The 20,869-nt window shown below is 37.8% G+C and carries 22 protein-coding genes; 9 read left to right on the top strand and 13 right to left on the bottom strand.

Going from position 1 to position 20,869, the window contains the following annotated elements; all coding sequences use genetic code 11:
- Window positions 1-260: 260 nt before the first annotated feature.
- Entirely contained in the window at window positions 261-656 is a 396-nt protein-coding gene (locus ATE92_RS01640; RefSeq protein WP_100802047.1) for a hypothetical protein, read from the bottom strand.
- A 131-nt stretch (window positions 657-787) separates the two neighbouring features.
- On the opposite strand from ATE92_RS01640, the gene ATE92_RS01635 reads away from it, so the two are divergent.
- A complete protein-coding gene (locus ATE92_RS01635) occupies window positions 788-1,231 on the top strand; it encodes an Lrp/AsnC family transcriptional regulator (protein WP_100802046.1) in 444 nt (147 codons plus the stop codon).
- 2 nt (window positions 1,232-1,233) lie between these two features.
- On the opposite strand, the gene ATE92_RS01630 is transcribed toward ATE92_RS01635, so the two are convergent.
- Both ATE92_RS01630 and ATE92_RS01625 read right to left on the bottom strand, forming a co-directional pair.
- Window positions 1,234-1,989 (bottom strand): DJ-1/PfpI family protein, encoded by a 756-nt coding sequence (locus ATE92_RS01630; protein WP_100802045.1) that lies wholly within the window; start codon window positions 1,987-1,989, stop codon window positions 1,234-1,236.
- A 28-nt stretch (window positions 1,990-2,017) separates the two neighbouring features.
- Window positions 2,018-3,250, bottom strand: a complete 1,233-nt coding sequence (locus ATE92_RS01625) for an MFS transporter (protein ID WP_100802044.1) — start codon at window positions 3,248-3,250, stop codon at window positions 2,018-2,020.
- A gap of 249 nt (window positions 3,251-3,499) precedes the next feature.
- Here ATE92_RS01625 and ATE92_RS01620 point away from each other — a divergent pair, with 249 nt between their 5' ends.
- Window positions 3,500-4,108: a DUF1684 domain-containing protein gene (locus ATE92_RS01620; protein ID WP_100802043.1), complete on the top strand. Its 609-nt coding sequence runs from the start codon at window positions 3,500-3,502 to the stop codon at window positions 4,106-4,108.
- Here the strand turns inward: ATE92_RS01620 and crcB are convergent.
- Window positions 4,105-4,476, bottom strand: coding sequence for a fluoride efflux transporter CrcB (gene crcB, locus ATE92_RS01615; RefSeq protein ID WP_100802042.1), 372 nt, complete (start codon window positions 4,474-4,476; stop codon window positions 4,105-4,107). The genes ATE92_RS01620 and crcB overlap by 4 nt on opposite strands.
- A 3-nt stretch (window positions 4,477-4,479) precedes the next feature.
- Complete coding sequence (locus tag ATE92_RS01610; protein ID WP_100802041.1) at window positions 4,480-5,544, bottom strand: GyrI-like domain-containing protein; 1,065 nt, start codon at window positions 5,542-5,544, stop codon at window positions 4,480-4,482.
- A gap of 92 nt (window positions 5,545-5,636) precedes the next feature.
- Here ATE92_RS01610 and ATE92_RS01605 point away from each other — a divergent pair, with 92 nt between their 5' ends.
- The gene (locus tag ATE92_RS01605; protein ID WP_100802040.1) at window positions 5,637-7,676 is read left to right on the top strand and encodes a dihydrofolate reductase; all 2,040 of its coding nucleotides are present in this window, start codon (window positions 5,637-5,639) and stop codon (window positions 7,674-7,676) included.
- A gap of 70 nt (window positions 7,677-7,746) precedes the next feature.
- Here ATE92_RS01605 and ATE92_RS01600 read toward each other — a convergent pair whose 3' ends face one another.
- Both ATE92_RS01600 and ATE92_RS01595 read right to left on the bottom strand, forming a co-directional pair.
- Complete coding sequence (locus ATE92_RS01600) at window positions 7,747-8,922, bottom strand: hypothetical protein (protein ID WP_100802039.1); 1,176 nt, start codon at window positions 8,920-8,922, stop codon at window positions 7,747-7,749.
- 32 nt (window positions 8,923-8,954) lie between these two features.
- A complete protein-coding gene (locus ATE92_RS01595) occupies window positions 8,955-9,953 on the bottom strand; it encodes a hypothetical protein (protein WP_100802038.1) in 999 nt (332 codons plus the stop codon).
- A 114-nt stretch (window positions 9,954-10,067) separates the two neighbouring features.
- Here ATE92_RS01595 and ATE92_RS13940 point away from each other — a divergent pair, with 114 nt between their 5' ends.
- Window positions 10,068-10,214, top strand: a complete 147-nt coding sequence (locus ATE92_RS13940; protein ID WP_157809526.1) for a hypothetical protein — start codon at window positions 10,068-10,070, stop codon at window positions 10,212-10,214.
- 194 nt (window positions 10,215-10,408) lie between these two features.
- On the opposite strand, the gene ATE92_RS01590 is transcribed toward ATE92_RS13940, so the two are convergent.
- The 4 genes from ATE92_RS01590 to ATE92_RS01575 all read right to left on the bottom strand — a co-directional run bounded on the left by ATE92_RS01590 (window position 10,409) and on the right by ATE92_RS01575 (window position 15,066).
- The gene (locus ATE92_RS01590) at window positions 10,409-11,098 is read right to left on the bottom strand and encodes a hypothetical protein (RefSeq protein WP_100802037.1); all 690 of its coding nucleotides are present in this window, start codon (window positions 11,096-11,098) and stop codon (window positions 10,409-10,411) included.
- Between the two features lie 275 nt (window positions 11,099-11,373).
- On the bottom strand, window positions 11,374-12,432 hold the full coding sequence (locus ATE92_RS01585; RefSeq protein ID WP_100802036.1) for a hypothetical protein: 1,059 nt from the start codon (window positions 12,430-12,432) through the stop codon (window positions 11,374-11,376).
- Window positions 12,433-12,561: 129 nt separating this feature from the next.
- On the bottom strand, window positions 12,562-14,433 hold the full coding sequence (locus ATE92_RS01580; protein ID WP_100802035.1) for a tetratricopeptide repeat protein: 1,872 nt from the start codon (window positions 14,431-14,433) through the stop codon (window positions 12,562-12,564).
- A 3-nt stretch (window positions 14,434-14,436) separates the two neighbouring features.
- Window positions 14,437-15,066 (bottom strand): response regulator transcription factor, encoded by a 630-nt coding sequence (locus tag ATE92_RS01575; RefSeq protein WP_100802034.1) that lies wholly within the window; start codon window positions 15,064-15,066, stop codon window positions 14,437-14,439.
- A gap of 550 nt (window positions 15,067-15,616) precedes the next feature.
- Here ATE92_RS01575 and ATE92_RS01565 point away from each other — a divergent pair.
- Window positions 15,617-16,003, top strand: coding sequence for a nucleoside triphosphate pyrophosphohydrolase family protein (locus tag ATE92_RS01565; protein WP_100802032.1), 387 nt, complete (start codon window positions 15,617-15,619; stop codon window positions 16,001-16,003).
- A 55-nt stretch (window positions 16,004-16,058) separates the two neighbouring features.
- Here the strand turns inward: ATE92_RS01565 and ATE92_RS01560 are convergent, their stop codons facing one another.
- Window positions 16,059-17,126 (bottom strand): branched-chain amino acid aminotransferase, encoded by a 1,068-nt coding sequence (locus tag ATE92_RS01560; protein WP_100802031.1) that lies wholly within the window; start codon window positions 17,124-17,126, stop codon window positions 16,059-16,061.
- A gap of 111 nt (window positions 17,127-17,237) precedes the next feature.
- Here ATE92_RS01560 and ATE92_RS01555 point away from each other — a divergent pair, with 111 nt between their 5' ends.
- From ATE92_RS01555 to ATE92_RS01545, 3 genes are all read left to right on the top strand, one after another.
- Complete coding sequence (locus ATE92_RS01555; protein ID WP_100802030.1) at window positions 17,238-17,759, top strand: DUF4920 domain-containing protein; 522 nt, start codon at window positions 17,238-17,240, stop codon at window positions 17,757-17,759.
- 3 nt (window positions 17,760-17,762) lie between these two features.
- On the top strand, window positions 17,763-18,434 hold the full coding sequence (gene mnmD, locus ATE92_RS01550) for a tRNA (5-methylaminomethyl-2-thiouridine)(34)-methyltransferase MnmD (protein WP_100802029.1): 672 nt from the start codon (window positions 17,763-17,765) through the stop codon (window positions 18,432-18,434).
- A 105-nt stretch (window positions 18,435-18,539) separates the two neighbouring features.
- Window positions 18,540-19,442 (top strand): TIGR01777 family oxidoreductase, encoded by a 903-nt coding sequence (locus ATE92_RS01545; protein ID WP_100802028.1) that lies wholly within the window; start codon window positions 18,540-18,542, stop codon window positions 19,440-19,442.
- Between the two features lie 55 nt (window positions 19,443-19,497).
- Here the strand turns inward: ATE92_RS01545 and ATE92_RS01540 are convergent, their stop codons facing one another.
- The gene (locus ATE92_RS01540) at window positions 19,498-20,163 is read right to left on the bottom strand and encodes a YceI family protein (protein ID WP_100802027.1); all 666 of its coding nucleotides are present in this window, start codon (window positions 20,161-20,163) and stop codon (window positions 19,498-19,500) included.
- A 157-nt stretch (window positions 20,164-20,320) separates the two neighbouring features.
- Between ATE92_RS01540 and ATE92_RS01535 the strand changes: the two genes are divergently transcribed.
- The gene (locus ATE92_RS01535; protein ID WP_100802026.1) at window positions 20,321-20,869 is read left to right on the top strand and encodes a nucleotide exchange factor GrpE; all 549 of its coding nucleotides are present in this window, start codon (window positions 20,321-20,323) and stop codon (window positions 20,867-20,869) included.

The raw sequence follows: 20,869 nt of genomic DNA, 5'->3' as shown, positions 1-20,869 counted from the left end.
GAAGCGAGATCGGGATCTCAATCTGGTATTGCGACGTATTAATGCCAAATTTTTCAAATGAAATGAAGAAAAATTTGTGCAGGCTGCTTATCCCGATGAGCGAAGCGAGATCGGGATCTCAATTTGGTAGTGTGACGCATTTATGTCAAATTTTTCAAATGAAATGAAGAAAAATTTGTGCAGGCTGCTTATCCCGATGAGCGAAGCGAGATCGGGATTTTATCAATGTATTTGTGATGTTTAAATGAAGTAAGAACTCCTTACAACGTCAGCATCCAGGTGCGCTGCAGTTTTCTGAATTTTTTTAATTCTCCTCTAAGAATAGGAAGAAATTCCTTCCCGTTGCTATTTGCTTTTTCAAGACGTTCACAGTTTCGGTACAACGAATTAGCAAGTCTGTTTACCGAAGCAGCATATTTATATTTTTCTTCTGAAAAAGTTTCCCGCTCGGCTTTTAAGATTTCCGGAGCCAAAGAAACGGATTGTTGAACAATGTCTCCTGTGAAATAAATATGGGTATCTTCCTCTCCATTCGTATTCAAGGGAGCCAAATCATGAACCATATAAGAAGAAATATGTCGCGAAAGCGTAAAGATTTCCATAGCCTTCTTGTAGATAGGCGAATGCGGAAAACTATGCGAAATATGTGGTATCATTATTCTAGTATGTGTGGGGTTTCACAAAACACCCAAATTTAAGCACAACGACACATTTTTAACTTTAGAAATTAAAGTAATTATGTATATTCGCTTTAGAAATTAATTTTTTTAGTTAAATTATCATTAAAATGAATATTGATTCACTTAGTTGGAAAATTTTGCATTGCTTACAGGAGAATGCACGCCAGTCCAATGCGGCAATTGGAAGGCAGGTAGGTATTAGTTCCCCGGCTGTAAGTGAGCGTATTAAAAAGATGGAAGATGCCGGAATTATCAACAGTTATAAGACGGCAGTTTCCCCTTTTGAAACAGGATATCAATTAAAGGCAATTATCACTCTTCGTGCGTTTATGGGAAAATTGCGACCGTTTTTAGAAAAGGTAAAAACCTACGACGAGGTACTCAATTGTTATAGGATTACCGGCAATGAAAATATTGTTATGGAAGTAGTGCTAAAAAATCAAAAACATTTGGAAACTTTTATTGATCAACTTATAAGTTATGGGGAAACAAAAACACAGATTGTATTGTCCCATGTGGTTTCCAATAATCCCATAAAACCTATCAAATAACTTTATTTTTTTATAATGAGATGCGGGACATCCTCCAGCTTCCAATCTATAACCAATCCCCCTGCAAGGGATTGTGCAATTTCTTTGCCGTATAACAATTCACATAAATACAAGGCAGCTTCAAAACTCTTTGCGCCTCCGGCTGACGTTATGTATTTATCGTCGTGTACAAAAAGAACATCTTTTCTGATATCTAAACCGGGAAACATGCTGCGCATAGCATCGATATCACTTGGGAAGGTCGTAGAAACAGTTCCTTCTAAAAGTCCGGCTTTTGCTAAAACAAAGGCCCCGTCACAATGGGAAGTCACAAATTGAGCTTCTATAGCTACCTTTTTTACAAATTGCAGCATGGCATCGTCGTTTAAATCGGTGTCCATATGATGTTCGGCACTGGGAACAACCAGAATGTCTATTTTAGGGAGACTGTCTGTGGTATAATTGAAATCGGGCAACAGCCGTAGTCCTTCGAAAGTTCTTACAGCGGCATCGGTATTTGCAACTGTAAACACATTCATGGCTTTGATATTTTCTCTGAAAACAGTATGCTGAAAAATATCGTAAGGCGCAGTAAGTTCGGTATTATAAACACCGTCCATAATTAAAAATGCCACATTGTATCGCGACGAATCCAGCTTCGGAAATGTCTTCTCAACAAATGTGTTTTCTGTAGGACCCTGAGGAGTTTCCTTTTTTGCTTCAGAAGGATTTCCACATGCAATCATTCCGAAGAAAATAAAATAGAGTATATATTTCATAAATTAATTTTTGTACATGTAAGTCGGTCTAAATCTCATGGGTATTAAATTTAGGTGATTTTTTCAGCAATTTGTACAACCATAATGTAAGCAAGGCAATTAGGCTCAAAAATGCGAACAATATATACCATGTATTATCGAAGCCAATTGTATCTACCAGGTTCATTCCTCCGTTATGCCCGAAGATGTGCGCAAAAGAAAAACTCATGCTGTACAATCCCATGTAGCTTCCTTTTCTGCCCTTGGGCGCCATTTCTAATGCCAAGGCGTTCGAGAAGGGAGAGCCTATCATTTCACCCAGGGTCATTAGTAACATCCCAACCACCAGAATTCCGCTCCAGCTGGTTAGATTTAGTACAATAAAACTAATTGCGATAAAGACGATTCCCCAAAAAGTAGCCATTGTCTTGGTTAATTTCTTTCGTTCCAGCCATGTTATTAATGGCATTTCAAAAATTACAATCACTGCTCCATTGATAAACAACAACCAGCCAATTAAATCCTCAGTTAAGAAATGTGCCTTTTCGTAATACAAAGGCATTACCGAAAAGTACTGAACAAAAGTGGTCCCGTTAGCAATCATTATTATAATGAACAACACAAACAACCCATTTAGGTAGGGAGGAACACCTTCTTTTTTATTAATCGTAATATCCGGTTCGGGATCTTTCGATTTTTTTGGTTTTAACCAAATGAATAACCCGAATGAGGCAAGCATACAAGTAAGTCCATCTATCCAAAATAGGGAGGTATAACTGATGGTTGCAATAATAATCCCTCCAATAAGCGGTCCTATCGAAAATCCAAGATTAATAGCGAGTCGAATAAGGGTAATACTTCTGGTCTTATTCCCGGGTTTACTATAGGTGTCTGCTGCCACAAAAATGGCAGGACGGTAGGCATCCGCCACCAAAATCAATGAAAAAATCGCCGCACAAAAACCGTAAAAGGTATCTATAAACTGAAGGAATATAAATCCTACGCCCCCGAGAAATAAACTTAGGATTATTACCTTATAAAATCCTATAGTGTCTGTCAATTTACCTCCAATCCAGGTTCCGGTTAGGGATCCCAGTCCGAAGCACGTCATTATCCATCCTACCTGAGGAAGCGTAAACCCCTTCGCGTTCACCAGATAAAGTGATAGAAAGGGAATTACCATGGCGCCTGCACGGTTAATAAATGTTACGAGGGAAAGCAACCAGATCTCCCGGGAGAGCCCTTTAAAATTGCTTATATAGTTGGTATATAGTTTTCGCATTGGTTTAGTCACAAATGTAAAACGTCCCGCTGGAAGGCGGGACGTTTTTATATTGAATTAATTTATTTCAGTATAATTAGTACATACATCGCCTGTGTTTCGAAGGTGAATCGACACAATTCTGTAGGGTCATATATGTTCTTTTTTTCATGTTCTTTGAATGAGTGAAGCAAATGTAATAAAAAATTTGAATGGATTGCAAAGATTTTTATTTAGTCATAAAAGTTATATTTACTCAAATTTAAGTTTATGAAACGTCTTACAATTCTATTCCTTTTTCTGGCTATTTGCTCAACCTATGCGCAAAGTGAGCGAAAAATTATAAAAGAAATCAAGAAACATCAGGTTTCAGAAAATAATGAATTTAAAAATCCTGAAACCACTATTCTGGAACCGAAAGATTTCAAAAGCTTTAAGGGACTAGAGTTTTATCCCATCGATTTGAAATACAGAGTTACTGCAAAATTTGTTCGTACTCCCAACGAAACTCCTTTTCTAATGCCAACCACAACTGAAAGATTACCCGAATACGTTAAATACGGGGAGGCTCATTTTAGCCTTGAGGGGAAAGAACTCGTTTTGGAACTTTACCAAAGTACAACCCCTTCAGAGGACCCTAAATATGTGGATTATTTGTTTTTACCTATTACCGATTTAACAAGTGGTGACGGTTCGTATGGTGGAGGTCGTTTCTTAGACGTATGGATTCCCGATGGAGATAGCCTTGTATTGGATTTCAATAAATTGTACAATCCGTATTGCGCTTATAACAAAAGGTATTCGTGTCCTATTCCGCCAAAGCAAAACGATTTATTGGTTCGTATTGAAGCCGGGGTAAAGGAATTTGAGCACCATTAAAAAAATTTCACAACCCACATCCCAAAAAAGACAGCTGCAAAGCCAACTACAAAACTTGCAAGGGTATACAAAGCAAAAGACATAAAATCTCCCGATTTTAAGAAGAGATGATTTTCATAGGCAAATGCCGAAAACGTAGTAAAGCCTCCACAAAAACCGGTTGCAAGAAATACCATGGTATTTTGGGAAATGGCATTGGTTTTAAGTGCCAAGCCTAAAATAATTCCAATTAGCAAACTTCCAATAATGTTCACTGCAAAAGTTCCGTATGGGAATCCGTTTTGGGTGCTGTTTAAATAATTGCTCATTGCATAGCGGAGGGAACTTCCCAGTCCGCCACCCAAAAAAACCAAAAGCAACTGTTTCATCAATTAATTTTCAGGATTCACTGGAGGTATAATAGGGATGTATATCTCGGTCACCCAATCGGCCGGATTCGGAACTTCTCCCGGATCGGTTGAATATACTTCGAACATATTTGCATTTAGATCTGCCTGTAAATTGTTTTCAGCCAGGTACATCTTTGCTTTTTCATACGCCTTTGAAAGATGGTCGTATTTACCCTTTAAAGTTGTTTTAAGTGTTGTAGTTGGTTCCATAAAACCACATAGCACCGGACTTCCGGAAGGTGTAATTACTCTTTCTTTTACAGGAATTGCTGCTGTAAAAATTACAGTACCGTTGGCTTCATCTATCTGATTGTAGATGGTGAATGGCATCCCTGCCATATTCAATTTATTTTCATCCATATATCCGGCAACCTGTCCCATCATGGAACCCATTTTTTCACCAATCTCATTCATCTTCGAAGCGGTTGTATTGTACATATAATAACCACCTCCGTATTGTGTGACACCATCCACATTGATTGTAAAGCTTTCCATTTCGGCTTTTACAACGGCATCAATATCATTTAGGCCTTGTTGAAACATTTGCTTTATTCCGGTTTCCATATCGTCCTCCTGAAATGCCATAAATACCTTTTCCATAAAAGACTGTTCTCCCTTCATACCCCAGGTAACCTTAGTTTGACCGGGGGTTTCGGTTTCTTCAAAACGCCAGTAAACATCGCTTTCGCTATCGCCAATCGGGGTGTTAAAAGTTATTTTCTGATCTATTTCTTTATTCGGAATAACACGTATCGTTTTCATGGAACCGTTTCCTACTTCCATATGGTCACTACTCCAGGAGTAGGAAGCGCCTTCGCCTTCGGTTTTTTCAGCATAATTAATAACAATAGCCGAATCAATCTTCATCCATGGACCCCATTCCTGCCAATTTTTATAATCCTTAATGTTATTGAAGATTACAGGAGCCGGAGCATCCATGACTTTACTTTCAGAAGCATCGAAACTACCATCCTTTGTACCAAAATAGATGGCTCCGCCAATTATGGCGATGAGGATTAGAAACAAAAGATATTTTAAGATTTTCATAGGGATAGCTGTTGTTGGTTATTTGTGCTAAGATAATCATTTTTAACATTTAATATTTTGTTACATTTGCTGAAAACCAATAAAACTTAAAAATGAAGAATACTTTTTTTATAGCTGTGGCTATGAGTGGGTTACTTTTTATGTCTTGTGCAGATGATAAGAATAAAAAAGACACTCAAGATGTTGCTAACGTAGAAGCTGCCGAGTTTGATTATAACGTGACTCAGTTTGCCGATGTTAAAATTTTACGATATCAAATTCCGAGTTGGGATAACCTTACTTTGAAAGAACAAAAACTGGTGTATTACCTTACTCAAGCAGGTTTGGCCGGAAGAGACATTATGTGGGACCAGAATTATCGTCATAACTTGACCATCAGGAAGGCACTGGAGAATGTTTATACTTCGTATCAAGGGGATAAAACCACAACCGACTGGAAAAATTTTGAAACCTATTTGAAACGAGTGTGGTTCTCTAACGGAATTCACCATCATTATTCGAATGACAAACTAAAACCCGAATTTTCTTCAGACTATTTGAAGACTTTATTAACTGAAACAAGCACTGTTCTTGAAGGAGAAGCTTTCGACGTAATTTTTAATGACGCCGATATGAAGAAGGTAAATCAGGCGAAAGGAATAGACAATGTGGCACAATCTGCCGTGAATTTCTACGGACCTGATGTGACCAATAAGGATGTGGAAACTTTTTATGCAAACAAGAAGTCACCAAACCCTGAAAAGCCACTTTCTTACGGACTTAATTCTCAATTGGTAAAAGAGAACGGCGTGTTGAAAGAACGTGTTTATAAATCGGGAGGATTATATGGTGCCGCTATCGATAAGATCGTGGAGTGGTTGGAAAAGGCAAAAGGTGTTGCTGAAAATCAGGCGCAAGGAGATGCTTTGGGCTTGTTAATTCAATATTACAAAACAGGAGATCTTCAAACCTGGGACGATTATAATGTTGCGTGGACTTCAGCTACCGAAGGAAATATAGATTATATCAATAGTTTTATCGAAGTGTATAACGACCCGCTGGGATACAGAGGTTCTTACGAAACAATTGTACAGATAAAGGATTTCGATATGTCACAAAAAATGGCAGTATTGTCTGAAAATGCGCAGTGGTTTGAAGACAACTCACCTTTGATGGAAGAACACAAAAAAGACACTGTTGTAGGCGTTACTTACAAGGTGGTACATGTTGCCGGTGAGGCGGGAGATGCTTCTCCAAGTACTCCAATTGGAGTAAACCTGCCAAACGCAAACTGGATTCGTGCAGCGGTTGGAAGTAAGTCGGTTTCTCTTGGAAACATTATCGAAGCCTACAACAATGCTGCGAGCTCAGGTCGTTTAAAGGAATTTGTTCACGACGAAGAAGAATTGGCTCTGGAAGAAAAATACGGTCAGATAGGAGACAAGTTACATACCGCCTTACATGAAGTAATAGGTCATGCATCGGGACAATTAAATCCGGGTGTTGGTGAAACCAAAGAAACATTAAAGACGTATGCGTCCACTTTGGAAGAAGGACGTGCCGATCTTGTTGGATTGTACTATTTATACAACCCGAAATTACAGGAATTAGGTTTGGTTGACGACTGGAAAAAAGTGGGAATGGCTGCGTATGATGGCTATATCCGAAATGGATTGATGACTCAATTAATTCGTTTGAATTTAGGTGATAATGTTGAAGAATCGCACATGCGTAACCGTCAATGGGTTTCTGCCTGGGCTTTTGAAAAAGGCAAAGCAGACAATGTAATTGAAAAAATTACGCGTGATGGAAAAACCTATTACAACATCAACGATTACGATAAATTACATGAATTATTCGGACAATTACTACGTGAGACACAACGTATTAAATCGGAAGGTGATTATGCAGCAGTAGAAGCTTTGGTTGAAGGTTACGGCGTAAAAGTAGATCAAGCTTTACATGCTGAAGTATTGGAACGCAACAAGCAATTTACAGCTGCACCTTATAGCGGATTTGTAAATCCGTTGCTAGTGCCAAAGATGAACGACGAAGGAGATATTGTAGGTTTTACAGTTGAACAACCTGCAACTTTCGAGGAGCAGATGTTGATGTACGCGAAGGAATACAGCAATCTTCCTACGAAGAATTAACTAAGTAAATAGCTCTAATAAAAAAAGGCAGACCGGTTACGGTCTGCCTTTTTTATTGGCGTTCAAATAACTATTCGCAATTAAGGCTGCCGTTGAGGTTGTAGTTAGGTCCTACCAGTTCAGTGCCCTCAGCAAGACGCATGGAGGCATTAAAGGAAAAGTCATTGCCATTCCATGTCCCTGACCCACTTTCCGATACATAGGTTTTATCAGTTGTGCCATCGTAAACAATTACAATTGGACAATCATTACAGTTGTTGGTTTGAAAATATTCAGGAGTAAAATTGAAGTCCCCGGAAACATTAGTCCAATATACACTCAATGTTATCCCAACATTACTAATGGTCAATGTGCCTTCAGTGTCGCATGATGTCTGTCCGGTAAACGTGCCTAAAGATTCAAAAGTGTAAGTGCCTTCTCCGGTATTTCCTCCTTGGCCACCACATTCCGGACCGTCATTTTCTATACAGATAGCTAAATTTTGTCCACCACCAAGAGAAGTAAATTCTCCGGTTGTTACTTCTCCGTTTTCCCAATTGACCGTATAAGTATAATTAGTGTTCTTGTTTAAAACAAATTTAGCCGATGAACAATCTACAACAGTAATATATTCCCCATTAAGGTCTAAGATTCGAATGGTATTACAAAACACCTCAGATGTTTCATTATCTGCGTTGGTAGGAATACTCAAATACTGTGAATAGAAGGCGGCACATAAAGCGTCGTCATAATAGTGCTGATTTAACGGGCTTAAAGTAATACCGTTGATTGTTACTGAAGCCACACAGCTTTCATTGTGAGAAAATAGTACGGTCGATTTGTTCAATTCTGAATATCCGCCGTCCGGAGCTGTTTCTACAACAGGTATAATTGAACCCCCTGCGGATAACGGCTTTCCGTCTTTATAGGTTCCACTGAACGAAAAATTTTCGGAAGCAGTATTTAAAGATCCTGAAAAATTAGTAGTGCCTTCAAAAAGTCCGTCACTGGAAGTCACAGAAATTTCATATTCCGAATCTTCACTTTGAGCACTCCCTCTAATAGTACCTGAAACAGATTCCAGCTTGAAAGTACCGTTCGTTTCAATAGTAATTATTCCTTCAAACGGGTTGCTTATATCCGGGGTACTCATGGTCCCGGAGAATACATACTGCAAGGTTTCTGAAGGATTATCATTTCCGCCATCCTTTGAACATGCAACGAGTAGTAGACAGCATACTATGGTTACTATTATATTTTTTTTCATAATTGTTTTATAAATTTTATTTGATTTTTATTTTAGTAAAGCTGGTAAGTAAGACATACGTCTTCAGACACCGTAAAATTACCACTCCAGTTATAGCCATTGCAGTTGGCTGTAAAAGAGTAATTTCCAACGGCTAGGTTATTAAAATTACCGCCGGCACTGGAATTAGAACAATTTGGTGTACTTCCATAATACCCGGTTATGGTCGAGCCGCCCACACCCGAAACTGTTACTGAAATAGGACCGCAACCCAAATCGGTGTTAGTCCAGAAGATTACATCTCCTGTATTACTTCCACCACCTCCGCCTCCGGAGCTGGTTAGTTCTTGTCGCAGGCATCCGTTTTCTGTAATGGTGATAGATCCGGACCAATTCTGACTGGAACAGGAAGCTGTAAAACTATATACACCCGGGTTTAGATTATTAAAATTTCCGCCCGAACCGGTATCAGTACAATTAGGAGCCGACCCGAAAAAACCGTTAATCGTAGTACTTCCTACCCCTGAAAGGTTTACTGTAATGGGGCCGCAACCAAAGTCACTATTTACCCAAAAGATCGCATCCCCTGTGGCATTACCACCGCCACCTCCGCCACCGATGAGTGGTAAATTTTCGACAAGGATTACCTTACAATCTTGTGCTTCCAGATTGATGATGCCTTCTCGTACCGGGCTACCACCGTTACCTACAGCTCTAACAGTATGATTGCCGGAGGCAAAGATACTACCCACTGCATTTGGGTTTCCACATTCCAATCCGCCGGGGAAATAAAAGCTTAATCGGCCAACAAATTCACCATCTACGTAGATATCGAATTCATTATTCATGTCAATTTCAGAACCAACATCAAGCTGTCCTTTTTCTCTTCCACCGTAATAATACTGGCAACTACCATTGTCTGAAACCGCGTCGGAGTTGTAACTGTAGCTTAACGGATCTGTACAGCCCGTGATATCGTTCTCCTCTTTTTCACAAGAAACAAAAAGGGATGTAAGTAATAAAAGTGTAAATAATGGTTGTAATTTTTTCATAAGTATTGTGATGATGTTTAAAGATCAATGATAGGGACAAATTATTTCCCTCGAAATACTCCTTTATAAGTATTTCAATTCTGGAAAAAGCGAAGCAATTGTCAAGGATTACTTATGGAGACACAACCAATAAACACTGAAGGTGATTTTGCAGCAGTCGAAGCTTTAGTTGAAGGCTACCGTGTAAAAGTGGATCAAACGTTACACCCTGAAGTAATGGAAAGTAATAAGCAATTTACAGCGGATTTGTACATCCGGTAATAGTACCCAAGATGAACAATAAATGAGATATTGTAGGGTTTAATGTTGAACAACCTGCAACTTTCGAGGAGCAGATATGGATGTACGCGAAGGAAAACACCAACCTTCCTGCGAAGAATTAATATACCTCTAAGAGGTCTCATTAAAAAAAGGCTGCCAAAGGGCAGCCTTTTTATTACAACAATGTAATAGGCTTATTTTACACGTGCTTGAAATTCGGAAATTACATCGGAGTATGACCGTAATACACGATCCCAAACTTTATATAATTCATCACTTTTCACACTAGTAAGCGCCGAACCGGAAGCTTCACTAATAAGTTTAGCTTTAAAGACCAGGGGGTTTGAAGAAGACTCTTTTACAATAATTCTGGTTCTTACCGTATTCTGTTGAAAGGTCTTTAAGGACCAAGCAGTACGAAGATATCCCGTATCCTTATCGGTCATTTCAATAACATCAATATAACCAAGAACAATTTGATTAATTAATTTCCATGCGGTTTCCTTATCCATCGAATTAACAACCAGCTCAATATCGATATTGGCAATATCTGTTTGAATCGAAGCATCATAGGAATCATCTCGTTTCATTTCGAAATACTTTGATTTTTCCCAAATGGAGGTCTTGTTATTACAAATTTCAAGTTGTTCTTCTAAGTATCCCACTTTTCGTATAGAAATGTTTACACAAGCATTTCTTTCAACATTGATTTCTGTATTGCCTTTGGCAATCATTCTTCCATTCACCCAAATTTCTGCATCAGATTGGGAAACACCAATGGCTACTTTTTTTCCGCCTACTACTTCTGAAAATGCTTCGGTAGTTGTGAATGTTAAAAAACAAAGAGTCAATAGAAGTGTTAGTAGTGTTAATTTTTTTTCCATTTTTTAAAAGTTTAGTTAGTTAAATTTCTTTACTTATTTGGATTGAAATTTATAATTGTAATAATCTTCTTTGAGGCTTTAAAATACCCCCCTTTGCTCCTCACCCAAGGGGGAAATTTATTCAAACAAACTACAATCACAATCTGTTCCTACTACTGTAAAATTGATGTAATTATTGCGGCTATTCAATACCCGGTAAGGGGTATTTATTAAAGAAGCCTCTATAAAAGAGGCTTCAATAAACTTGGTTAGTTAATAATTAGTTCAAGAATGAACTAAAGCGTTAATTGAAATTGAAGGCATTGATTTTCAGTAATTGTGAAAGAACCCTGCCAGGTATATCCACTGCAACTAGCATCATAGTTATAATTCCCCGGGTTAAGATCATTAAAGTTTCCACCCGCCGATGAATTATCACAGCTTGGCGCTGAACCAAAATATCCTGATATTGTTGAACTTCCAACCCCTGATACGTTTACAGAAATATTTCCACAACCAAAGTCTTGGTTAATCCAAAATTTCACATCACCTGTAGTTCCACCCCCACCACCACCGGAGCCCGGAAGTAAAAGTTGTTTCAAACATGTATCAGCCTCAATTGTTACGGTTCCGGACCAATTTGTGTCTGAGCATGAGGCTGTATAAGAATAGACTCCGGGATCTAGATCGCTAAAATTTGCACCACCACTGGCTCCACAATCCGGAGTTGATCCATAGTATCCTGTGATGGTATTGCTACCAACGCCTTCCAGATTTACATTAATTGGGCCACAACCAAGGTCTTCATTTACATAAAATATTAGAGCACCTGTATCATTCCCATTGCCTCCACCACCTGAACCGCCACCTCCGGAATCTGAACAGTCAACCCCATATCCGGTAACTATTACATCGATGGAACCATTGGCATCCAGATTTGCTTCTAAAACAAATTGAACCCCATTTATTGCTATAGTACAAGTATTTGGCGGTATATCTCCCAGATTATGAGCAAACAACGTAATATAATTGAAGCCATTATTAGTAAAGTCGTAGTCCACGGTAATAGGATTGCTGGGTCCATCTAATACTTCTTGATTGATAATGGTGTTGCCATTGGCAATAATGGAAATAATATCGCCATCAATTTGCCCGTGATCCCAAACTTCAATGGTAGTTATCCTACTGGAAATTTCTATACAGCCTAAATAGTTATTTGGTCTTCCTGAAGTGGATGCCGGAATAATAGAGGTCTCATTTACTTCTATTTCCGGTTCACTGGTTTCTTCTTCTTTCTCGCAAGAAAAATTTGCAAGGATAAGGGTAATCAAAATAAGGAGCTTTAATTTTTTCATAATTGAATATCTTATATTAGTTGTTGTAAAAATAGCTTTGCACACACTCAAAAAAAATACCCGATAAAGGGTATATTTTTTAAAATGATGACCTTTGTGAAGGCGTTTTTATTGCTCTTTTTTTTTGAACTAATGTAGCGGGAGTTCTATTATGACCGTAGTTCCTTTTCCCGGGGTACTGTCGATTTCGAAAGATCCGTTTAAATGCTCTATACGTTTTTCTATACTTGAAAGCCCCATTCCTTTTTTGGTATCAATTAATTGTGGTATGAAACCAACACCTTTATCTTCAATAATGATGGTAAGCATCATTTTATGTTGAGTGAGAGAAATATTTGCCTCCGCAGCCTGAGAGTGCTTAATAATGTTTGTGACCAATTCTTGAATTATTCTGAAAATCGTAACTTCAGTGGTCGTATCGAAATTATGAGTTACTCCAAAATCCTGAACTTCGATTTTTAATTTACCATGTGCTGAAGCATTCTTTGCCAAAGAATATATGGCAGGTAGTAACCCTTCTTTTGCCATGACGCCACTGTTCTTTAAATGTGATATAGAACGAACCTCGGCATAGGCCTGATCAATTAAAGAGCTCGTCTTGTTAAAAAGCTCTTCCATTTTAAGAATTTGATCTTTGTTATTGGCAAGATGATTGAACTGCAATTTTGCTGCTGAAAGCGTTGCGCCAAGGCTATCGTGCAAATCCATAGCGAGACGTTTACGTTCTTTCTCTTGCCCTTCAATCATGGCGTCAATTGTAGTAAGTTCTTGTTCTTTAAGAAGTTTTTCCTTTTTTTGAATTTCAATTTCTTTCTCCCGTTCAACAATACGTTGTTTAAGTTTGATTCTGGTAAAAATATAATAAGCAATAAAGCCCATTAGAATTAAGAGTCCGGAAAAAGCAACAAGGACGATTTTATTCTCTCTCTTTTTAATTTCAATTTCTTGATCAAAAACCATATGTTGTTTTAATATGTTTTCATGGTTGATGATACTATCTGTACTCCTTTCTTTTTCAAATTCTATTTCTTGAATTCTTTTATTCGTTTCAACAAGTTTAAGACTATCCAAGAGTTTAATAGATTCTTCATGGTGGTATAAAGCTTTATTGTAGTCATTTAAGGCTTTGTAGCCTGTATAAAGAAAGTAGTTTGCCCTATTTTGTAATTGTATACTTTTTACTTTTTGGGCTGTCTCTAATGCTTTTTTAGCAAACTTTATTAGTTGTGGGTATTTTTTTTGTGTGTAGTATAATTGGGCAATAGCAATTAGAATATTGGATTGGGAGTAATAATCATCCAGTTCTTCACTAATAGCAAGACTTTGTGTAAAATAATTCAAGGCTTTGTCATATTCCTTTCTTTTGGTATAATTAAGACCAATATTTTGAAGCGTGATGGATTCTCCCACCTTATCATTTAATTCTAAGTTTAACTCCAGACTTTTTACATAGTAAGATAAGGCCTCATCAACTTTAAATTTATCATTATAAATATTTCCAATATTGACAAGTGCTCGAGATTCTGCACTTTTATCTTTAATGGCAACGGCTATTTGCAAACTTCTGTTATAATAGTCTAAGGCTTTGTCAAAATTCCAAAGTGTTTTATAGACACGTCCAATATTATTAAGGGATGTTGTAATTCCGCCTGGATCATTGAAGTTTTCGTACAGTTTTAAAGCTTTTTGGTAAGACTCTATGGCTTTAATATTATCTCCATAGACCGTGTATACATTTCCTTTTAATATATATACATCTGCCTGTTGAGTAGCCAGTTGTCTTTCGATAGTGAAATTGTCTAATTTCTCAATCAATTGTAAAGCACTATCGGGTTTTTTATATTGATATTCATTAAATATTAAGGTGCTGAGTGCATTTGCTCTAACTGTATCTGCAAGCGAGGTGTTTTTCCAAACTCTAAATAAGGAATCCTTTTGCGTTTGACTGTGCACGTTAATTCCAAACAGCATTGTAACTATAACTACGATCTTTATTTTCATGGGTTATTCAAAATCATATTTTTTTTCGATGGCATAGCGTAACAATTCTCCTTTTCCTGAAAGCCCTAGTTTGTGAATCATGTTCTTTCGATGCTTTTCTACCGTAGAAACAGCCGTAAAGCGAATATTCGCAATCTCACTTGTAGATTTACCTTCTCCAATCAATTTTAAGATTTCTTGTTCACTTTTAGAAAGGATAGGTTTTGAATTACTAAACAATGCTCCTTCTTTTATGGAATCAATATTTAATGAAGCATCAAAAAATTCATTTCCATTGGCAACCGTTTCAATAGCCTTTAAAACTTCTTCTAAAGGGGAGTTTTTTAGAAGATATCCCGAAACTCCAGCTTCAAGCATCTGACTTACGGCATCTTCTTGATCGAACATAGAAAACGCAATTACCTTAGTGTTTGGAAATTGCTTTTTAATGAGTTTTGTAGCAACGATTCCATCCATTTTTGGCATTTTAATATCTGTAAGAACAACTTTAGGCTGTTTTTTTTGTACTATTTCCCAAAGTGCTTCTCCATCATTTGCTACCCCAACGATTTCGATATGTTCTTCATATTTTAAAAGAAGGGTAATACCATCAACGAGCGATTGATGATCTTCAGCAATAGCTAATGTTATCATTATGAGATTTCAATTAAGATGCTTATTTCATTGTTGAAGATATTTTCCACTTTTTAGGCTTTTCCTTGATTTTTAATAGGTTGTTCGGCTGCTGTTAATTATAAGCCACTAAAGATATTAAAACAAGAATAAAGAGTGGTTCAATAAAACCGATTCGCAGAAATTACACATGTGATTTCTTTGATGCAATTTATAATTTTCTTATAAACTTAAAATACCCTTTACCGGGTATTCTTTAATCTTAAATATAGTCTTCGAAAATAATAAGAGTCCAAAAGTGGATTTTAATCGGCAAGAAAAACGATAGGAAGTGATTTACCCCTTTAAATAAGACTTTATAGCTATTAATGCTAACACAAAAACAATAAACCCTATCAAAACCCAAAAACTGCCCTTGTAATGTTTCTTATGCAATTTTTTATCTTTTCGGTAGCTGAAAATCATTAAAATTACAAACCCGATAAGAAAACATATCGCGAAAATTAATTGGGAGGTGCTAAACATAAATTGTAGATTTACGAAGACAAAAGTACAATCTTAAAACCACACTATGAAAAACAAAATTGCGGCTGTTAGAGAATTTCACGATGCCTTCAAATTGGGAAGCAGAGAGACGCCCAAGGCCGACCTGGGTGAACCAAAAAATTTGTTGCGATACAAGTTAATGAGGGAGGAAAATGAAGAATATCTTGAGGCCGCTAATAACAACGATCTTGTGGAAGTTGCCGATGCTTTGGGCGATATGTTGTATATTTTGTGTGGAACAATTATTGAGCACGGCATGCAGCACAAAATTGAAGAAGTCTTTACTGAAATTCAGCGCAGTAATATGAGTAAGTTGGGTGCCGACGGAAAACCAATCTACAGAGAAGACGGCAAGGTATTAAAAGGCCCAAATTATTTTAAACCCAACATTCAGGCAATCCTCGATAAATAAATATATAGAGTTGCTTTTTTGAAAGTATCGTGCAATAGTTAGGAAATTCGCTTAGTTATACTTCGTAACGCCATCCAAAAGGATCTTCGCTTCGATTGTACTGGATATCCATCAATTCCTTCTTAAATCGGGTAGCATATCCGTTTTCCTGCTTTTCAAGATCAAATACCTTCTCTTTATATCCGAAAGCACTCACCGGACTAATTACTGCGGCTGTTCCCGATCCGAAAATTTCTTTTAGTGAACCGTCCTTTGCAGCGGCAACGAGCTCAGTCACACTCAAAGGGCGTTCTTCGACCGTTATCCCGTCATGTTTTGCTAATGCAATCACACTTTTTCGAGTAACTCCGTCTAATATACGATCCCCGGTTGGTGCCGTTATTAAAGTGTCGTTTATTCTGAAAAAGACATTCATGGTTCCTGCCTCTTCCAAATATTCATGCTCATTGGCATCTGTCCAAATTACTTGTTGGAAACCCTTTTCACGCGCCAGATTGGTTGGATAGAATTGAGCGCCGTAGTTACCGGCTGCCTTTGCAAATCCAACGCCTCCATTGGCGGAACGGCTGTATTTTTCGGCTATAAGAACACGTACATCTCCCGAGTAATAGGCATTCACAGGAGAGAGTAAAATAATGAATTTGTATTCATTTGAAGGTGATGCCGAAACACCCACTTCGGTAGCCATTGCAAACGGTCGCAAATAAAGTGAATTACCAACACCCGGCTTCACCCAGGCACTGTCCAATTCGAGTAATTTATGCAAGGCCTCAAAAAATAGATCTTTCGGAAATTCAGGTATCGCCATTCGTTTGGACGATTTATTAATTCTGATAAGGTTATCTTCCGGCCGAAACAAGAATACTTTACCATTATCATCCTTAAAGGCTTTCATTCCTTCAAAAACTGCCTGTCCGTAGTGAAATACTTTGGCAGCCGGTGAGATTGTTAAAGGGCCGTATGGTCTAATAATTGGATTTTGCCATTCACCGTTTTTAAAATCACATTCGAACATATGATCTGAAAAGGATTTCCCAAAAACCAGGTTATTAAAATCAACTTCATGAATCCGGGTCGACGCTATTTTTTTAATGGAAACTTTGTCTTGGGTGATACTGCTCATAGGAGGGATTGTTTAGCTTACAAAATTATATAAAATTTACTCCATATAAAACCGAAAAAAGTAATAAAATTGCAGTATCTTATATATTCAATGATTTTTGAAATATTTACTATGAAAAAACTATTTATTATCGCAGCCCTTACATTACTAATTGCAGGATGTAACGAAGATAAGAAAAAGGAAAATACAATGGACGCCAACGCTGTTGCCTATCAGTCGTTTGGTGATAAAATTTCGGACGAAGGAGTGCTTTCAAAGGCTGAAATTATTGAAAAATACAAAGGCCTACAAGCAGGCGATACTGTTACGGTTAAATTTACTTCGGAAGTAAAAGAGGTATGCCAAAATAAAGGTTGTTGGATGCGAATGGATATGGGAGAGGAAGAGGCCATGGTGAAATTTAAGGATTATGGATTTTTTATGCCGAAAGATATTGCGGGGCAATCGGTTATAGTTGAAGGAGTTGCCTTTGTTGAAGAAGTAAGTGTCGAAGAACAGCGTCATTACGCCGAAGATGCCGGAAAATCCAAAAAGGAAATCGAGGCGATTACCGAACCTAAAAGAACCCTTTCTTTTATCTCTTCGGGAGTTTTACTTCCTGATACTAATTTAGGCGAGCCCGAAAAACAATAAGTTTTGAAACGTGAGATTCGTATTACCGGAGATGGATCGGTTACCATTCATCTTCCGGAATGGAACGAACAATATCACTCTATCCACGGTGCCATCGCCGAAGCACAACACGTTTTTATTAAAAACGGATTGCATTTTTATGCGGCTCAAAATCCCGGGCAACCGGTTTCAATATTGGAAATAGGCTTCGGAACAGGGTTGAATGCTTTTCTCACTTTATTGGAAGCAGAAAAGTTATCGCTATCTATAAATTATACAGGAACCGAAGCTTATCCTGTAGCACCGTCCGAAATAGTCCAATTAAATTATGCCGAAAATCTAAATGCTTCGGCACACCATTTTAATAAGCTTCACGAAGTTCCATGGGAAACCACTTCAGAAATAATTAAGCAATTTAATCTCACAAAACAGAAGCTGTATTTTTCAGAAATCAACGTCTTTAAACACTACGACCTAATTTATTTTGATGCTTTCGGAGCCCGTGTGCAACCCGAATTGTGGACCGAAGCTATTTTTCAAAAGATGTTTGATGCATTAAAGGAAAATGGGGTTTTGGTAACGTATTCGGCTAAAGGAAGTGTGCGACGTGCCATGCAAGCTGTAGGGTTTACCGTTGAGCGATTGCCCGGACCTCCGGGAAAGCGAGAAATGTTACGCGCTTTAAAGCGGGATTAATTAATTTTGCATTGCTGCTTTTCGATTTTTTTTTAGAGTCATAATATTCCGTTAAACCTTAAGCCGGTTTGTATTTCAAATTGTATCTTCTGGTAAAAATTGAGCATGAGAATTTTAATTACCGGGGCTACAGGTTTGATTGGAAAAGCATTGAGTGAAAAATGCCTCAGAGAAGGAGTAGAAGTACACTATCTAACTACCCATAAGAAAAAGTTGGAACACACCTCCAATTACAAGGGGTTTTATTGGAATCCGCAAAAGCAGGAGATTGACACTGCGGCATTTGAAGGAGTTTCGGTAATTATTAACCTTGCAGGAGCATCTATTTCAAAACGTTGGACCAACGCATACAAAAAAGTTATTCTTGAAAGCAGAGTAGAATCGGCGAATCTTCTATACAGTACACTTACCTCGATGAAGCATGACGTGAAGCATTTTATTTCGGCGAGTGGAGTAGGAATTTATCCGGCTTCAAAAACAAAACTTTACACTGAAGAAAATATAGAAGTTGGTGACACTTTTTTGGCCGAGGTTGTAGTTGCATGGGAAGCTGCAGCCGATCAATTTAAAACATTGGGAATGGAAGTCTCTAAAGTAAGAACGGGGCTGGTATTAGCTTCCAACGAAGGAGCGTTACCGCAAATTGCAAAACCTATCAAGATGGGTTTGGGAGCAGTATTAGGTAGCGGTGAGCAATGGCAATCCTGGATTCATATTGAGGATATCGTAGAAATTTACTATCACATACTGCAAAACGAACTCGAAGGAATTTACAACGGAGTTGCACCTAACCCTGTCACGCACAAAAAATTGACAAAGCACATTGCATTGCGATTAAACAAGACAATTTGGCTTCCTAAAATTCCGGGTTTTTTGCTAAAAATTGGTCTGGGAGAAATGGCAACTTTGGTATTGGACGGGCAACTGGTAAGTTCGCATAAGATAGAAGAAAACCGGTATATCTTTCGCCATGCCAAAATAGAAACTGCATTAGAAGATTTGTTGTAAAAAAGTATGGGGCGGCCAACGGCCGCCCCATACTTTTTAAATAGATTAAGCAATTTTATTTTGAAGCGACCAAACGAATGGTGATTTCAACATCATCGTTAATAAATTTATCTCCTAAATTATCAAATACCGATTTAGATCCAAAATTTACATCCCATTTGGTTCTGTCAATTACAAATGGCTCGCTGATAAGTTTTACCATTGTACCATCGCTTGAAATTGTAGCAGGAAATTCGATAGCGTGAGTTTTATCTTTGATAGTAAGATTACCACTCACGTATGTTTTTCCTTCTTTTTCGGATGTTCCTGTCATTTCGAAAGTGGCAGTTGGATACTGATTTACATTAAAGAAGTCACCCTCTTTACCGGCAACAGTTCCTTTTAAGTGTGCTTCTAAGCTTTCTTTCGACTTCCCATCCAAATCAAGATCTGTAATGGTGTTCATATTGATTATAAAAGTTCCGGCTTCTACATTTCCTTCTTTCACTGCAAGGGTTCCCGATGCAAGTTGAACGGTACCGTGATGTGTTCCGGTTGGCTTTTCACCTTTCCAGGTTATTTGAGAATCTTCAAGATTAACACTATAATTTACAGCCTCGGCCGTTGCTTCGGCAACTTCTTGTGCAGCACCCGCCATGGCATCATTTCCTTTTTCTTTACATGCAACAAATGCGATAAATACAAATGCCGTCAATATACTTTTCAAAACAATTTTTTTCATTTTTAATTACGTTATATGGTTAAAGAGGCAAAAGTACCTATACCATTTACCAATCTATCTTAATTATATACTAAATAATACTGTGACATTTTGACATTTTATAAGAAATGGCAGTACTTTTGCTCCCCACAGAATTAAACAGAAAAGAATCTCATTTATGAGCAGAAAAGATAAAAATAAGGAAGTTGCTGTAGAAGAAAAAGTTCAGACAAAGGAGCAGGCAACATCAGATATAAAATCTAAAAAGGAAAAAGTAGATCCGGTAAAGCAATTGCAAATGGAGTTGGAAGGAGAAAAGGATCGCTACTTGCGTTTGTTTGCCGAATTTGAAAACTATAAAAAGCGTACCGGTCGCGAGCGCATCGAATTATTTAAGACTGCCGGACAGGACGTAATCGTGGCATTACTACCAATCATGGACGATTTCGATAGAGCGTTGAAAGAGATTGAAAAAGCAGAAGATGACAATCTTTTTAAAGGAGTGGAATTAATAAGCAATAAGTTTCGCGAGACAATGCGCGCAAAGGGTCTGGAAGTGATTGGAACACAACAGGGAGATATTTTTAATGCCGATTTGCATGAAGCGATTACTCAAATTCCGGCACCAAGCGAGGATCTTAAAGGGAAGATTATAGATGTGATTGAAAAGGGATACACATTGGGCGAAAAAATAATTCGCTATCCTAAAGTGGTTATAGGACAATAA

Source organism: Ulvibacter sp. MAR_2010_11, assembly GCF_002813135.1.
Taxonomy (GTDB): Bacteria; Bacteroidota; Bacteroidia; order Flavobacteriales; family Flavobacteriaceae; genus Altibacter.
This window is presented reverse-complemented; position numbering and strand designations above follow the sequence as displayed.

Excerpts from the sequence above, each read along its gene's own strand:
- ATE92_RS01640 (WP_100802047.1), bottom strand. The coding sequence starts at position 656 with ATGATACCACATATTTCGCATAGTTTTCCGCATTCGCCTATCTACAAG.
- ATE92_RS01635 (WP_100802046.1), top strand. The coding sequence starts at position 788 with ATGAATATTGATTCACTTAGTTGGAAAATTTTGCATTGCTTACAGGAG.
- ATE92_RS01630 (WP_100802045.1), bottom strand. The coding sequence starts at position 1,989 with ATGAAATATATACTCTATTTTATTTTCTTCGGAATGATTGCATGTGGA.
- ATE92_RS01625 (WP_100802044.1), bottom strand. The coding sequence starts at position 3,250 with ATGCGAAAACTATATACCAACTATATAAGCAATTTTAAAGGGCTCTCC.
- ATE92_RS01620 (WP_100802043.1), top strand. The coding sequence starts at position 3,500 with ATGAAACGTCTTACAATTCTATTCCTTTTTCTGGCTATTTGCTCAACC.
- crcB (WP_100802042.1), bottom strand. The coding sequence starts at position 4,476 with ATGAAACAGTTGCTTTTGGTTTTTTTGGGTGGCGGACTGGGAAGTTCC.
- ATE92_RS01610 (WP_100802041.1), bottom strand. The coding sequence starts at position 5,544 with ATGAAAATCTTAAAATATCTTTTGTTTCTAATCCTCATCGCCATAATT.
- ATE92_RS01605 (WP_100802040.1), top strand. The coding sequence starts at position 5,637 with ATGAAGAATACTTTTTTTATAGCTGTGGCTATGAGTGGGTTACTTTTT.
- ATE92_RS01600 (WP_100802039.1), bottom strand. The coding sequence starts at position 8,922 with ATGAAAAAAAATATAATAGTAACCATAGTATGCTGTCTACTACTCGTT.
- ATE92_RS01595 (WP_100802038.1), bottom strand. The coding sequence starts at position 9,953 with ATGAAAAAATTACAACCATTATTTACACTTTTATTACTTACATCCCTT.
- ATE92_RS13940 (WP_157809526.1), top strand. The coding sequence starts at position 10,068 with ATGGAGACACAACCAATAAACACTGAAGGTGATTTTGCAGCAGTCGAA.
- ATE92_RS01590 (WP_100802037.1), bottom strand. The coding sequence starts at position 11,098 with ATGGAAAAAAAATTAACACTACTAACACTTCTATTGACTCTTTGTTTT.
- ATE92_RS01585 (WP_100802036.1), bottom strand. The coding sequence starts at position 12,432 with ATGAAAAAATTAAAGCTCCTTATTTTGATTACCCTTATCCTTGCAAAT.
- ATE92_RS01580 (WP_100802035.1), bottom strand. The coding sequence starts at position 14,433 with ATGAAAATAAAGATCGTAGTTATAGTTACAATGCTGTTTGGAATTAAC.
- ATE92_RS01575 (WP_100802034.1), bottom strand. The coding sequence starts at position 15,066 with ATGATAACATTAGCTATTGCTGAAGATCATCAATCGCTCGTTGATGGT.
- ATE92_RS01565 (WP_100802032.1), top strand. The coding sequence starts at position 15,617 with ATGAAAAACAAAATTGCGGCTGTTAGAGAATTTCACGATGCCTTCAAA.
- ATE92_RS01560 (WP_100802031.1), bottom strand. The coding sequence starts at position 17,126 with ATGAGCAGTATCACCCAAGACAAAGTTTCCATTAAAAAAATAGCGTCG.
- ATE92_RS01555 (WP_100802030.1), top strand. The coding sequence starts at position 17,238 with ATGAAAAAACTATTTATTATCGCAGCCCTTACATTACTAATTGCAGGA.
- ATE92_RS01545 (WP_100802028.1), top strand. The coding sequence starts at position 18,540 with ATGAGAATTTTAATTACCGGGGCTACAGGTTTGATTGGAAAAGCATTG.
- ATE92_RS01540 (WP_100802027.1), bottom strand. The coding sequence starts at position 20,163 with ATGAAAAAAATTGTTTTGAAAAGTATATTGACGGCATTTGTATTTATC.
- ATE92_RS01535 (WP_100802026.1), top strand. The coding sequence starts at position 20,321 with ATGAGCAGAAAAGATAAAAATAAGGAAGTTGCTGTAGAAGAAAAAGTT.